Here is a 14,609-nt window from a genome sequence, read left to right on the forward strand (position 1 = left end):
GGACGGTGTCGCAACCCCCATCATCGGAAGACCTCGACCTCTACCCGGCCACGACACGCCCAACCCCGCATACCACCCCCACACCCTCAATTATGAAGAGCCAGATATGGGACTGCACCTCTACGCCAGATCAAATTAGCGGAACGTGCATTACATTCGACTTTTCCGAACAGAGTGGGTCAGCTATTCGCAAAGACAATGACGCGACTAAACCTGACTACTCCACGATCTCCTTTTCTTCGAAGAGTGATGAAGCTGTCGACCATTACGAAGGCACCATGCTGCTTGTAGCTGACGGAGATACATGGGTCGTCAAACACTTCTGGTCACATAAGGAATAGAAATCCGCCAGATGCGGACATCTCCCCCGAAGGTTCTCTCCGACGACGATAGTTCCAATAACTCACTTTGCCCTCGGCGAGGACGACCCACGAGGCATCATGCAGCGCTCACACACGACCAGGTTCAACACACTGAGGCCCCAGCCCACCATCGTGGGCTGGGGCCTCAGCACAGATGTTTCACGTGAAACAATCGCGGACAATCGGCGCGATCAGAAGCGAAACGGTGCTCGTATAGACGGGCCCGCCAGGACCTCACCCCCGCCTCTCGCGCAATGTGCGCGCGAGGAGGCCGTGCCTCGGCGCGAAAACCCAGGCGAGCACGAAGCACGCGGTGAGCACCAGGACAATCGTGGCGCCCGTGGGCACGTCCAGCGCCCACGACAGGTACAGGCCCACCAGGCCTCCCGAAGCGCCGAGCACGGGCGACAGGATCATCATGGTGCCCAGGCGGTCGCACAGGAGCCGCGCGGTGGCCGCGGGGGTCACCAACAAAGCAAGCACCAGGACGTTGCCGATCGTCTGCACGGAGATCACGACGGCCAGGGCCACGGCGACATAAAGAGACAAGTCAGCCAGCAGCACGTGCACGCCCGCCGCACGGGCACTCTCGCGGTCCAGAGTCACTGCGACGATGGGTCGGTGCGCCAGGAACAGCATGAGCAGCACAAACAACGCGCCAGCCAGCACCACGGGCACATCCGACGCCGGAATACCGGTGATCGACCCGAACAGGAAGTCCTGCAGGCTCCCCGCGTACCCGGGCGCCCGCGCGATAATCGCGACGCCGAGCGCAAACGCACCCACGAAGAGCACGCCGATGACGGAGTCCTCCTTAAGCCTGCGGTTCTGCGCCAACAGCGCCACGAGCACGGCGGTCACGACGCCCGCGAGGGCGCCGCCCAGCACCAGGGACCCGCCGCACACGAAGGCGATCGCCAGGCCGGGGAACACGGAGTGCGCGACCGCGTCGCCAATGAACGCCATGCCGCGCAGGACGACGTGCACACCGACGCTGCCGCACACGAGCGCGGCGACGACCGCGATCAGCAGCGCGCGCGGCAGGAAGGCCAGCGCGGGATTCGTCAGGTCACGGAAGAAGTCGTAGGGGCTCAGGAAGTCCGCCGCCGGGGCGAGGGCACGTCCGGCCGCGTGGATCACGGTGCTCATGCGCGCACTCCTAGGGCGTCGAGGATCGGGTTGTCGGGTCGCACGTCGAAGGCGCGGATCCACGGGTCGGCGTCCGCCAGCTCCTCGGGTCGCCCGGAGGCGACGATCGTGCGCCGCAGCAGGTACAGGCGGTCGCACCCGGCGCGGGCGCCGATGAGGTCGTGCGTGGTCATGAGGAGGGCCCGCCCGCCGTCCGCGAGGCTACGGAACAGGTCCATGAGCATCTCCTGCGTCGGCATGTCGAGGCCGGTGAAGGGCTCGTCGAGGAGCAGCACGGCGGGCCGGATCGCGAGGGCCCGGGCGACGAGGACGCGCTGGCGCTGGCCGCCGGACAGCTCGCCGATGGGACGCTTGGCGAGGTCGCGCATGCCCACGAGGGACAGGGCCTCCTCGACCGCACGGAAGTGCGGGGTCCGCGCGCGCCCGAGCAGCCCGCGCCGCACGGTGACGGCCTGCAGGACTGCGTCGCGCACGCTGATCGGGAAGTCCCACGCGAACTCGTGGCGCTGCGGCACGTAGCCGATCGCGCCGTCGGTCTCGACGCGCCCGCTGGAGGGGATGAGTCCCAGGATCGAGCGGATCAGCGTGGTCTTTCCGGCGCCGTTGGGTCCGATGAGGCCGACGAGCTCCCCAGCCTCGACCTCCAGGTCGACGCCCTCAAGGACGCTGCGCCCGCCCAGGGACGCGCCCAGTCCGGTGACGCGCAGCTGGCTCACTGCTCCCCTCCCCGATCGACGAGGCCGGGGCCGCGCTCGCCCGAGCCCTCACCGCGGGCGGTGGGCAGGGGCGCGAGGATGGAGTCAGCCTCGGCGATGGCGGCGGCCTGTTCGGCTCGGCTGCGGCGCGAGCGCGCGACGACGAGGGCGCCGATCACGAGGAGCGACGCCGCGGCGACGGCGATGATCGCGAGGAAGGCCCAGTCGGGCAGCCCGCCCGACGCGGCACCCGAAGCAGAGGACGAACCGGCGGGGTTAGCGGACCCGGAAGCAGCGGGCGCAGCACCAGAGGAAGAAGCAGAGGAAGGGGCGGAAGCGCCATCAGCAGACGCCGCGGCGGGCGCGGCCATGGCCAGGGCCTCGGACGCGGAGGCGGCGTCACCGACGGCGAAGCGCAGGGTCGTGGAGGCGCTCACGGCCTCGCCGGCGGTGGTCGTGCCCAGGAAGGTCACGGTCGCCGTGTAGGTGCCGGGCGCGGAGAACGCCCAGTTGGCGTGCACGTGCGTGCCCGAGTCGATCCACACGTCGCCGGGCGCCGCGCCGGAGTCGGCGAGCAGGAGGGGCTTGCCGAAGGTGCCGGACTGCAGGAACAGCCACGCGCGGCCGGGGCCGCTCACGGGGCCGACGCGCATGGTGAGGCCACGGTCGATGGTGGCCGTGACGGCGGGGTCCTGCGTGTTCCAGCCGAGCCACACGACGCCCGGGTTCTGCGTCTGGGGAACGACGTACACGGGCTTGCCGGCGACATCGGCCAGGAAGGGGTAGTCGGCGGAGTCGGGCGCGGTCATGATGGCCGCATCATTGACCCGCAGGACGGTCTGGTTGGGGTCGCGCCACACGGCGCCGGTCTCGGCGTCGTGGCGCAGTCCTGCCCGCCACTGTCCGTCGATCAGTCGGGGGCCGAGGTCGACATGCCCGACGCTGATCTCGCTGGCCTCATTCGACCACTCCTCGTGCGCGGCGACGCTCTGCGCGAGGTCGGGGTCGGGACTCGGGTCAGCAAAGGAAGAGGGCGCACCCACGATGACGAGGAAAACCGACACAAGCAGAGCGCACAGCGACATGCCGAGACGGGGGATTTGCACCATTAGAGCCGCGACACGCCGACGACACGCCGTAGGGATGCTTCTAATGCTGCCATTCCCCCCGGGGGCGGCGGCAAGGCCTGGCCGGGCTTCGAGATCGACCACTCCGAGCGAAGCTCGCGTGTGGCGATCTCGCGGGCGGGCCGCCGCCACCGGGGCGAAGAGCCGGCGGCCGCCCTGGCAGGCAAAGAGCCGACGGCCAGGCAAGCAGGCCGCACGGCGGTCGGCAGTCGGGCGAGAAGAGAAGGATTTCATGGCATCTCCTTGCCGCCCAGGCAGCGTGCCAGTGAGCGGGCGTTGTGTTCCATCATGTCGATGTAGGTGGGTGCTTGGTCGTCGAGGGTGTCGCCGTACAGGGGGCAGATGTCCACGCCCGCGTCGGTTGCGGCGGTGCGCAGGGTGGAGCGGGTGCGCGCCAGGTTGGGTTCGAGGAACACCGCGGGGATCGAGGAGTCGGACAGGGTGGCCTGGAGTTTGATGCGGTCGGCGATGGAGGGTTCGACGCTGGGGTTGGGCGCGACGAATCCGGCGACGGTGAGCCCGTAGGCGTTCGCCAGGTACGCGTACGCGTCGTTGGTGGTGACGAGTTTGCGGCGCTCCTCGGGGATGGACGCGATGGTCGAGGCGACGGTGGCGTCGAGCTCGTCGAGGCGCGTCAGGTAGGCGGCCGCGTTGGCCCGGTAAGTGGCCTCGCCGTCGGGGTCAACGGAGATCAGCGAGTCACGAATGACGCGCACGTACGCCTGGGCGTTGTGGACGTCGTGCCACAGGTGGGGGTCGATGTCGCCGTGGACGTGCTTGCCGAGGACGGCCTGGGGCAGCATGTAGACGTTCGCGCCGGGCTCGCCGATGAAGCGGAACGAGGCCTCCCCGGGGATCGTCGTGAGTGCGCGGGTGGGCACTTCGATGACGACCTGGTCGAGGTCGGTGCATTCCATGGTCGAGGCGACGGCCGCCGCCGCGCTGGATGCGCCCACGCAGGGGGCCGAGGCCTCGTCCCCGCTGAGTGCTCCGGCGTCGGAGGCGAGCTCGACGCGCTTGGTGGTGAGGTTGACGGTGATGTCGGCGTGGCCGGCCGAGAGGACGCGGCGGCCTTCTGCGGCGGCGATGTCCTCGGGCGGGGTGCCGACGGCGAAGACGGCGGTGCCTTCCCCGACGCTGACCGGTGTCGCGCCGGGGGTGGTGCGCAGGTTGGCGCGGAAGTGGACGCGGTACACGCCGGGGGCGGTGAACGCCCAGCTCATGTGCTGGTGGGCGTCGGCGGGCAGCTGCGCGGTGTCGGTGTCGTATCCGCCTGCGGCGTTGAAGCCGTCCGAGGTCGCGAAGGCGATCTCGGGTTGCCCGAACGACGTGGTGAGGTAGGCGGCGGCCTGGCCGGGCCCGTCGACGCCCGTGGTCGTCAGGTCGATCTGCGAGGCGCGGGTGGCCCCCATGTCGGCGCCGTCGCCCCACACGCGCATGCCGAGCCACGGGGTGTCGAGCGCGCGGTCTTCGACGAGGGGGAGGATGGTCGCACCGTTCTTGGCGGCCTCCTCGGCGACGGAGACGGAGCGCGAGCCGACGGGCAGGTTGGAGTCGAGGGCGCGGATGAGGGCGTGCTCCTCGAGCATGAGGTAGTTGGAGAAGGCAACGTCCGCGTAGGCGACGTCGCGCACGGTGCGCAGGGAGGGCTCCCACGAGTGCGGGTCCGCCCCGTCGGGCACCATCTGTGTGACGTGGACGCGGTCTCCGGCGACGTTACGTACGAGGTCGGCGAGGATGCCGGTCGTGGCGACGACGCGCAGTTCACCGTCGCTCGCGGGGTCGGCCGCGGGCGCGCAGCCGGCCAGGGTCGCCGTGAGCGCTAACGTCGAGGCAGCGAGCACACACCCACTCCCCCGCCACCCACGAAAGGGGAGGCGGGGGATGAAGGAGAGTCGGCCTCGTGAATGAGGGGTCACAGCGCCCGGCGCAGGTTGCGGCGACGTCCGATCGCACCCACCCACACGCAGGCCGCGCCCGTGAGCGCCCACGTGAGGGAGACGACGGTCAGGGGGATGGTGTCGGCGCCGGTGGTGGCCAGGGAGAGGTCGCACTCCTTGCCGGAGGCGGTGCGGCCGACGACCTGGGAGACCATGGGTCGCCCGCTCGGGCCGGTCGCACCGGTGGCGGTGAGGTCGCCGCCCGAGCCGAAACCGCTGCCCGCGAGCGCCGCGCCGTTGGGGGTAACACGCATGGTGATGGTCAGCGTGTAGGTGCCGGGGGCGGTGAACACCCAGTTCTGGTGGGCGTGCGTGTTGGCGCCGAGCGTGTAGCCGGTGCCGGGGCCGTCGAAGACGTGCTCGCCGACACCGGAGCCGAGCGCGCCCGCGTTAAAGACGGCGACGCGTCCGGGGCCTTCGACGGCGTCGAGGGTGAACTGGACGGGGCCAGTGGTGCCGGTGACGATCTCTTCGCGCTGGGAGTTCAGGCCCAGCCACGGCACGCCCGCGATCTGGGTGGAGGGGATCAGCCAGACGCTGGAGCCGGGGGTGGCGACGAAGCCAAGGTCGGCGGGCGCGGTGATGCGCGCGGCGTCACCGAGGGCGAAGGTCAGGGACGAGGGGTCAACCCACTGGGCGGGCTGGCTGCGGTCGTCCTTGACGCGGGCGACGAGGGTGCCGTTTTCGATGGCGGGGCCCAGGTCGAAGTGGCCGTCGGTGGCGTTGCCGGAGGCGCCGTCGCCGACGCTCACGGTCAGGGTCGTGCGCGCGGTGTTCGCGGGGGCGCTGTTCGAGGCCAGGGTGGCGGCCTCGGCCTCGGTGGCCTCGCGGGTGATGCGGGTGGCGACGCAGCGCTCACCGCCGGTCGTGCCCGAGGTGGTGTGCGTGCCCGAGGCGGGGGCGGGATTCGCGCCGGTCGTCGTGCCGGTGGTGCCGGTCGTTCCCGAGGAAGGGGCGGGGGCCGGGGCGCTGGGCGCACCCGTGGTGCCGTTGTCGGCCTGGTCCTGGGCGGGCTGGTTGTTCGTGGAGCTCACGGAGCCGGGGCCCACGCCGGGGGCGGGGGCGGGCTGGGCCTGGTCGGTCGAGGGGGCCGATCCGGACTCGGCGAGGCACGAGGCCTCGTCGGCGACGTCGATCGTGTAGGTGTGGGCCGCGGACTGGGCGTTGGCGGCGCCGGTGTTCCCGGGGGTCCACGCGCTGGCCTGGACGGTCAGCGTGTAGCGGCCGGCGCGCGTGAAGAGCCAGTTGACGTGCTTGTGGGCGGCGTAGGGCTGGTCGATGTCGTCGCCCTCGGGGGCCAGGTCGAAGCTGCCGTCATTGGTGACGGCCTTGGTGCCCTCGGTGAAGCTGGAGGTGAAGGCGTAGATGCGGCCGTTCTCCGGGCCCGTGTAGGAGATGTGGAAGCGCGCGGCATTGTAGCCGCCGGCCGTGATGCCCAGGGTGTCCCAGCCGGGCCACAGCACGGTGGCCTGGTTATCGCCCGACTGGCCGAGCAGGTACGCGGTGGCGGGAGCGCCGGTCGCCTGGCTGACGGAGCCAGGGATCTGGGTCAGGGTGGACTTGTTGACGGCGAGAAGCGTCTGCTCGGGCTCGCGCATGACACCGGAGCCGGTGGCGTCCTCTTTAATACGGAGGGTCAGGTTGCCGGACGCGTCGGAAGTGAGGTCGAAGATGTCGGCGTGGCCGCGATCCAGGGTGGCCGTGGTGCCGGCGGGGGCGGTGCGCATCACGGCGCAGGCGGTCGCGTCGGCCTCGGACGAGGCCGTGGCTGCGTTCGCGGTGTCGGCCTCGGCGGTGGTGGCCTCCTCTGTCGTTACCGCGTCCGCGGTGTCGGCGGTGGCCTCGTCGGCGGCGTGTGCCGCTCCGGGCACGAGGAAGGAGGTGGCCGCGAGGGCCATGGCGGCGAAAGCCCGGGCAGCTGCGCGGCCCGGGTTCCGGTACTTCGTGGGGTTCATGAGGGGGTCCTCTAGGTGCTTCGCACGTGAATATGAATGAGAATCGTTATCATTCTATGCCCGTGGCCCCAGCCGCGCAAAGTTCTACGACCCGAAACATTCGATAGCGACCCAAATACTCATGGAGCACCGCTCCCCCAGGGCAATACCCCTCCCCTAAATTTCGCATGCAATTCCCCCGCACCTCTTTCAAACTTTGAATTCATATCGTTGGAATTCCGAGGTTTTCTCCCCATTGTCGATTTGTCTGACCACCGAATTGCATGCGAAATTGGTAATGAAGGGCTGAAGGGGCGATCCCAGAGCCTCGCCAGGAATCACGCAGATCCCGAAGCCCACGCTCCCACTCCCCCACCTCATTACCTGTCCCCATGCCCCTGGCAGGCCAGGGCCGCACACACTGGCGTTTTATGAACCTGCACGAACCAACATAAAAATTTCTGAAATTTCGTGATCTGCAGACGAGCGCAGTCTATCCAACAGACGAATTGTGACGGCGTGCGCACGTTTGTGCAGGTGGTGTGCACGTAGCCACTTTGCTTTGCAATTGCTTGGTTTTTGATGCGATCTAAATTACTGGCCGAACGGTTGATTGGGCGTTTTGGGAGGGATAAACTATAACCATCAAGCGCCTGACAGAGCTGCCAAGCTGGTCTGGCGCTTTTCTTGTTTGAAACGCAGGGTCGCGCTGACGCTACCCGCGTTGGCACACTCCTCGTTACAGACCGGGTGATCCTCGGCCTCGTCAAGCAGGGAATCAACACACAATACGATCCCACAAGGAGTTCACTCATGTTCTCGACCATCGACGTCATGGTTGCCCAGGCCCACATCGATCAGCTCAACGAGCTCGCCGACACCAAGCACATCGTGAAGGCCGACCGCCACTGAGCGAATTCCGGCCACGCCGGAGTTCCACGCAAGTCCGCAGACCCGCAGGGGCTGCGGACTTTTTGCATACTGTCGCGCACACGCGGCACGACTCCCCTACGTCGCGCTCAACCAACGCGTCGTCGCGGGGCATGCCATGTTAGGTGGGCCAGGCCGTGGAGCCCATGGGCAGCGATCGGCGACGTTTTCCAGAGGGCACGACGAGGCCTGCCAGCGCCCTGGGCCCAGCTGTGCTGCCAGTGGGCGTGACACTGATATGGGTGGAAAATGTATAATGAAATCGGTGGAAAATGTATAATGAAATCGGTGGAAAATGTATAATGATCTACATATTCGCTGATCATAGGAGATTCAGGTGCAGGCTGTACGTCCGGAGAACTACCGCCCTCGAGCAATCGACCGGCGTATCGACCAACTACTGCGATCCTTCGGCGCCGTTGAAATCGCGGGGCCTAAATGGTGTGGAAAGACCTGGACCTCACTTGCACATGCCGACAGCGCCGACTCTCTGACTGACCCAGCAACTCTTCGAGCAGCTCAGACGTCTCCCGATCTCGTACTCTCTGGCAAACATCCACACCTCATTGATGAGTGGCAAGAGGTGCCTCAGATCTGGGATATGGTTCGTTCTCGTATTGATTCCTCAGCTGGAACACGAGGGCAGTTTATCCTTACAGGGTCCTCCGCTCCTCACGATATCGAAATGATCAGGCACAGCGGTGCGGGGCGCATTGCGCGCGTTCACATGCGGCCTATGACCTCATACGAGGCCGGAGCAACTCCCGGTGGCGTGAGCCTTCACGGTCTTTTTGATGACAAGGGGATCACGTCGCAACGATGCGACAGCTCGATCGAAAGCATTGCACGTTGGTGCTGCCGAGGAGGATGGCCGTCGATTCTTGATCTTGATGACGAAGACGCGTTAGAAACTCCGGCACAGTACCTACGCAACCTCATTGAGGTAAATATGCCTCAACTACGCCGATCCCCAGACACTACACGGTCGCTCTTACGCGCTCTCAGTATGAATCTTGCACAAGCTCCGACAATGAGCACGCTGTCGAAGGATATGGGCAGTGAAGGAGAAGACAAGTCACGCCACACAATCAAGGCATACCTCGACGATCTCCGCGCCATGTACCTCCTTGAAGATGTGTCTGGTTGGGAGCCCGCAGCTCGAGGAAAGAAACGTGTGCGCATCAAACCCAAGCGCTACTTCGTCGATCCCTCGCTGCCAGCTGCCATGCTTGGTCTATCTCCCAGCAAATTGCTACGTGATACTCAAACTCTCGGCGGCTTGTTTGAGACTCTTGTCTGCCGCGACCTCCTCACGTTCATCGACACACTTCCTGGTGTCGGAAACTCCCTCGCTTATTACCGTGACGACAAAGGTCTCGAGGTCGACTTCATCATCGAACTCGCTGACGGGCGCTGGGGTGCGTTCGAGGTCAAACTATCGTCGATGGGAATTACTGATCGTGCCGTGGAACGCCTTCACAAGTTCCGTGAGCTCATGACCGGCAACCCTATGACCCAAACTTCCGAGCCTTCCTTCCTTGGTTTCATCGTGGGCCAAGGGGAGTTCGCCTACCAGCGCGACGACGGTCTACTCGTCCTCCCCTACGCGTGCATCGAACCCTGATGTTTCACGTGAAACATCTGCCCAACCACCGGCCCCGTTACCCCGTATGGCCAGGAAAGTGGCACACTTGACCTATACGGTTCTATGTAACTTCATGCAAAGGATGGCATGCCTTGACTCAGCCTTCGACCAACGGCGGCACCCCGGCCTCGTCCGGGCGCACGCCCGCACAGGGAAACCGCCTCGACCCCTGGTACGACGTCTACGCGGACCGCGCACACAACCTGCGCGCATCCGAGATTCGAGCTCTGTTCTCCGTCGTGTCGCGCCCCGAGGTCGTCTCCCTCGCTGGTGGCATGCCGAACCTCAAGGATCTGCCCCTCGATAAGCTCGCGGCATCCGCGGAGAAGCTGATCCGCAACCACGGCGCGCAGGCCATGCAGTACGGCAGCGGCCAGGGCTGGGAGGTGCTGCGCGAGCGCATCACCGAGGTTATGAGCTACGACGGCATCGTCGGCGCCGACCCGGACGACGTCGTGGTCACGACGGGTAGCCAGCAGGCCCTCGACCTCGTCACCGAGCTCTTCGTGAACCCGGGCGACGTGATCCTCGCCGAGGCCCCCTCCTACGTGGGTGCGCTGGGCGTGTTCCGCGCGCGCCAGGCGGATATCGTGCACGTTCCCATGGACGAGAACGGCATCATTCCCGAGGCCCTGGTGGAGACGATCCGCGACGTGCGAGCCTCGGGTCGCACGATCAAGTTCATCTACATCATCCCGAACTACCACAACCCCGCGGGCGTCACGCTGTCCGCCGAGCGCCGCCCGATCATCGCCGAGATCTGCCTGCGCGAGCACGTCCTGATCGTCGAGGACAACCCCTACGGCCTGCTCGGCTTCCACAACGATCCCCTGCCGGCCATCGCCTCGTACAGCCCCGAGGGCGTGGTCTACCTGGGTTCCTTCTCGAAGATGTTTGCTCCCGGCTTCCGCATCGGCTGGGCGTACGCGCCGCACGCGATCCGCGCGAAGCTGGTCCTGGCCCTCGAGTCCGCGATCCTGTGCCCGTCGATGGTGGGCCAGATGGCGATCGCCGACTACCTGAGCAACTACGACTGGTACGGCCAGGTGAAGTCCTTCCGCTCGATGTACGCGGAGCGCTGCCGCGCGATGCTGACCTCGCTCGAGGAGTATATGCCTTCGTGCACGTGGACGGTCCCCGACGGTGGCTTCTACACGTGGGTGACGCTGCCCGAGGGCCTCGATGCGAAGGCCATGCTGCCGCGCGCAGTGCGCGCCCAGGTCGCGTACGTGTCGGGCACGGCGTTCTTCTACGACGGGTCGGGCTCCAACCACCTGCGCCTGTCGTTCTGCTACCCCACTCCCGAGGAGATCCGCGAGGGCGTTCGCCGTCTCTCGACGGTCGTCAACGCGGAGAAGGAAATCGTCGACATGTTCGGTACGGCTTCGGGCAACGAGGCCGGGGCCGGGTCCGACCGCTAAGAGTTACCTGAGGAGACACCCCCATGGCTACCAAAGTTCTGATCATCGCTGGCGGTCTCACGCACGAGCGTGATGTCTCGGTTCGTTCGGGCCGTCGCGTTGCTAATATCCTGACGCAGTTCGGCTATGAGGTGCGTATTTCCGACGTCGACGCGTCTCTTGCGGACGCGATCTCGTCCTTCTCCCCCGACGTCGTGTGGCCGCTCGTACACGGCTCGATCGGCGAAGACGGGTCCCTGCAGTCCTTCCTCGAATCGGTGGGAATCCCATTCGTGGGCTCGTCGTCGGTGCAGGCGATGCTCGCCTCCAACAAGCCCACAGCGAAGGCTCTGCTGGGCTCTGCGGGCCTCGCGACGCCCGGCTGGGTGACGCTTCCGCAGGCGATTTTCCGCCAGCTAGGCGCCTCTCACGTGCTGTCTGCGCTCGAGGGTTCGGTCTCCTTCCCCGTCGTCATCAAGCCGACGGACGGCGGCTCCGCGCTTGGTATTTCGACCGCTCAGGACGCCAAGGCCCTGCGCCGCGCGATGGTGGACGCCTTCGCGTACGGCCAGCGCCTGATGGTCGAGCAGCGCATTAACGGCCGCGACGTGGCCGTTTCCGTCGTCGATCTGTGGGACGGCCCCGTAGCCCTGCCTCCGGTCGAGGTGTCCACGGACCGTGGCCGCTACGACTACGACGCCCGCTACACCACGGACGAGACTGAGTACTTCGTTCCCGCTCGCCTTTCCGACGAGCTTCTCGCGGACCTGCAGGCCGCGGCCGTTGAGGCCCACACGACGCTGGGTCTGCGCGACCTGTCGCGCATGGACTTCGTGGTCGACGACGAGGGCACCTGCTGGTTCATCGACGCGAACGTGGCGCCCGGCATGACGGACACGTCGCTCCTCCCTCAGGCCGCTGACGCGCTTGAGGACTCGTCGTTCGCGCAGCTGTGCGCCGACATTGTCGACTTCGTGGCCGGCGGCCGTGACGTGCACAGCGTCGACTACGTCATCGACGAGGAAGGCGTTGGCGTCATCATCTCCGAGGAGGCCGAGGCGACCGAGGAGTAATCGCTCATTCAACGCGGTGTGGGCCCGGGAGGATGATCCTCCCGGGCCCACATGTTTCACGTGAAACATCGTTCATGATGAATGCACGAGCTTAGATTGGCGACAGTGACACGCGATGAAAGGTGCTGGCGATGCGACAGCATCACTCAATCGGGGAAAATTCCGTTCTCTGTACGCCTCTGTGTCGTTTTTACGTTTCCGATGGAAACGCAAATTCGCTGATAGAGAGCCTCTCAGAAAAGGACTCCGAACTCCTTCAGGCGCGTTTCTGTGTCATCGACACCCTGCCAGACGATGCCCTTCACGCCGAGGAGCTCCGCCGCGCGGACGTTCTCGCGACGGTCATCGATGAACACGACATCCTCGTGGGGAACGTCGAGACGTACGAGCACGTCACGGTAGATACCGCGTGACGGCTTGCAGATACCGTAGTCGCACGAGAAGGCAAAGAAGTCGAAGAGGCTCCCCCACTCGGAACGACGAATCGCCTTAGCAATGGGATACGGTGCGTTGGACAGAATACCGAGGCGCACTGCCTGGCGCCGCAATCGACGCACAAGACCCAGTGCCTCTTCGTTAGCCGTAGCCATGCGTGACGCATCAAGCGCAACAAGTTCTTTCAGAAGGGCACTGGAAGGCTCGGGCTGACCGCAATCTCCAGCGATACGGTCCCAAAACTCACGGTCGGACATGCCGGCGTCATACTCACCGCGATGGGTCCACATCGCCTGATCAACGAGCGTCGTGAGACCTCGCGAACCATCACCGAACAACTCAGCGATAGCGCGCGGGTCCGGGTGAGCGTCCACGAGGACACCACCGACATCGAAAAGCACGGTGCGCGAACTGCCTTGGGCGTTCATGCCTTTCGCTCCTTCTGGTACTGCGAGGGCCCGACGACGGACCCTTTAGAGGTAGTTTAAGCGTTAATTCATCCGAAGATTAGCTCAGGAAATGTCGCGTACGGAACATACTGCGCGTGATCTGCGAAAAGAACTATGAAGTTAGATCAGTGAAGAATAAGGTCAGCAATTCGCTGGAGATCCTCGGATCCCGCGAATTCGATGACGATCCGGCCCTTCTTACGTCCCTCGGTGATGGTCACGCGCGTGTCGTACGCGTCGGACAGCGCCGATACGACGCTCTCCCCCAGCTGCGACAGAGGACGCGGCTGGCGGGCGCGAGGACGTGGCGTCGCCTTCGACTTGCCGAGACGAACGATCTCTTCGGTAGTACGCACAGAGAGACCCTCGGCGAAGATACGCTCAGCCAGTCGCTCCATTTCCTCGGGCGTCGACAGCGACAGCAGTGCACGGGCGTGGCCGGCGGTGATGACCTGAGCGGCGACCTTCTTCTGGACGGACGGCGGGAGCTTGAGGAGGCGCAAGGTGTTAGCAATCTGCGGGCGCGAGCGGGCGATTCGCTTGGCGAGCTCTTCCTGAGTCGCACCGAAATCCGCCATGAGCTGCTGATATGCGCTCGCTTCTTCCAACGGGTTGAGCTGGGCCCGGTGGAGGTTTTCCAGGAGCGCGTCGCGGAGCAGATCCCCGTCTTCGGTTTCCCGGATGATTGCCGGAATCGTGGTTTCGCCCGCGAGCTCGGAGGCGCGCAGGCGGCGCTCACCCATGATCAGTTCGTAGCGTGCTTCGGGCTTCTCGGCGAGGAACTCCTGGAGTTTCTCGGAACGGCCCTTCGCGGGGATACTACGAACGACGACGGGCTGGAGAACGCCGACCTCCTTGATCGAGGCCGACAGTTCCTTCAGATCGTCCTCATCAAAGACCTCTCGAGGCTGCTTCGTGTTGGGAACAATCTGATCGATCGCAATTTCAGCGAAGGATGCTCCTGGCACCGGAAGAAGCTCGTGATCAACGGATGTTTCACGTGAAACATTCTGTTCTTCGCGCTTGTCTGCTTCGTTCGCGGAAGAGCCTGTTGCGGGCACACGAGCAGCCTTCTGGCGGGAATCTGAGCCATTGATTCCGCCGCCGAGACCGCCGCGAGAGCCGGCGCCGCGCCGTCCACCGGCCGCATCAACGGACGGCATCGCCGGACGCTTCTTCTTCGACGAGGCAGTGCCACGCTTAGGCTGCAAAAGGTCCTTAGCGGAACCTCCACGCTTGCCGCCGGAGCTACCTTCGGGGAAGAACACATCCAGGGGACGGGAAGGCGCGGAGGGTGCGTTATTCGGCGTCTGCTCACTAGCCTGAGGAATGAGAGCTCCAAGACCACGGCCGAGGCCAGTGTGCTTGCGAGCGCCCTTACGGCCCTCAGACTTCGGTGCTGCATCCGCCATTGCAATACTCCTTCAATTGCGTCGGTTCATTGTTTCACGTGAAACAATGGCATGCGCT

The 14,609-nt window shown here is 65.4% G+C and carries 10 protein-coding genes and 1 pseudogene; 4 read left to right on the top strand and 7 right to left on the bottom strand.

Going from position 1 to position 14,609, the window contains the following annotated elements; all coding sequences use genetic code 11:
- Positions 1-341 (top strand): annotated as a pseudogene (locus CYJ22_RS10240) (hypothetical protein); the annotation flags it as partial.
- Positions 342-596: 255 nt separating this feature from the next.
- Here CYJ22_RS10240 and CYJ22_RS08395 read toward each other — a convergent pair.
- The 5 genes from CYJ22_RS08395 to CYJ22_RS08415 all read right to left on the bottom strand — a co-directional run bounded on the left by CYJ22_RS08395 (position 597) and on the right by CYJ22_RS08415 (position 7,228).
- Positions 597-1,511, bottom strand: a complete 915-nt coding sequence (locus CYJ22_RS08395; protein ID WP_101602297.1) for an anchored repeat-type ABC transporter permease subunit — start codon at positions 1,509-1,511, stop codon at positions 597-599.
- On the bottom strand, positions 1,508-2,227 hold the full coding sequence (locus CYJ22_RS08400) for an anchored repeat-type ABC transporter ATP-binding subunit (RefSeq protein ID WP_048777014.1): 720 nt from the start codon (positions 2,225-2,227) through the stop codon (positions 1,508-1,510). The genes CYJ22_RS08395 and CYJ22_RS08400 overlap by 4 nt, the downstream gene beginning before the upstream one ends.
- The gene (locus CYJ22_RS08405; RefSeq protein ID WP_101602298.1) at positions 2,224-3,291 is read right to left on the bottom strand and encodes a choice-of-anchor M domain-containing protein; all 1,068 of its coding nucleotides are present in this window, start codon (positions 3,289-3,291) and stop codon (positions 2,224-2,226) included. The genes CYJ22_RS08400 and CYJ22_RS08405 overlap by 4 nt, the downstream gene beginning before the upstream one ends.
- A gap of 272 nt (positions 3,292-3,563) precedes the next feature.
- Positions 3,564-5,177 carry an anchored repeat ABC transporter, substrate-binding protein gene (locus tag CYJ22_RS08410; protein ID WP_101602299.1) on the bottom strand — a complete coding sequence of 538 codons (1,614 nt, stop codon included), beginning with the start codon at positions 5,175-5,177 and terminating at the stop codon, positions 3,564-3,566.
- 71 nt (positions 5,178-5,248) lie between these two features.
- Positions 5,249-7,228: a TIGR03773 family transporter-associated surface protein gene (locus tag CYJ22_RS08415; protein WP_101602300.1), complete on the bottom strand. Its 1,980-nt coding sequence runs from the start codon at positions 7,226-7,228 to the stop codon at positions 5,249-5,251.
- A gap of 1,246 nt (positions 7,229-8,474) precedes the next feature.
- Between CYJ22_RS08415 and CYJ22_RS10455 the strand changes: the two genes are divergently transcribed.
- The 3 genes from CYJ22_RS10455 (at position 8,475) to CYJ22_RS08435 (ending at position 12,255) form a co-directional block, all read left to right on the top strand.
- Positions 8,475-9,761 (top strand): ATP-binding protein, encoded by a 1,287-nt coding sequence (locus CYJ22_RS10455; RefSeq protein ID WP_009054329.1) that lies wholly within the window; start codon positions 8,475-8,477, stop codon positions 9,759-9,761.
- A gap of 113 nt (positions 9,762-9,874) precedes the next feature.
- On the top strand, positions 9,875-11,203 hold the full coding sequence (locus tag CYJ22_RS08430) for a PLP-dependent aminotransferase family protein (RefSeq protein WP_101602303.1): 1,329 nt from the start codon (positions 9,875-9,877) through the stop codon (positions 11,201-11,203).
- Between the two features lie 23 nt (positions 11,204-11,226).
- Complete coding sequence (locus tag CYJ22_RS08435; protein WP_101602304.1) at positions 11,227-12,255, top strand: D-alanine--D-alanine ligase family protein; 1,029 nt, start codon at positions 11,227-11,229, stop codon at positions 12,253-12,255.
- A 233-nt stretch (positions 12,256-12,488) separates the two neighbouring features.
- On the opposite strand, the gene CYJ22_RS08440 is transcribed toward CYJ22_RS08435, so the two are convergent.
- Both CYJ22_RS08440 and CYJ22_RS08445 read right to left on the bottom strand, forming a co-directional pair.
- A complete protein-coding gene (locus tag CYJ22_RS08440; RefSeq protein WP_101602305.1) occupies positions 12,489-13,118 on the bottom strand; it encodes an HAD family hydrolase in 630 nt (209 codons plus the stop codon).
- A 146-nt stretch (positions 13,119-13,264) separates the two neighbouring features.
- Positions 13,265-14,551, bottom strand: coding sequence for a ParB/RepB/Spo0J family partition protein (locus CYJ22_RS08445; RefSeq protein ID WP_101602306.1), 1,287 nt, complete (start codon positions 14,549-14,551; stop codon positions 13,265-13,267).
- Positions 14,552-14,609 lie beyond the last annotated feature (58 nt).

Source organism: Schaalia odontolytica (genome assembly GCF_002847525.1).
Classification (GTDB): domain Bacteria; phylum Actinomycetota; class Actinomycetes; order Actinomycetales; family Actinomycetaceae; genus Pauljensenia; species Pauljensenia odontolytica_B.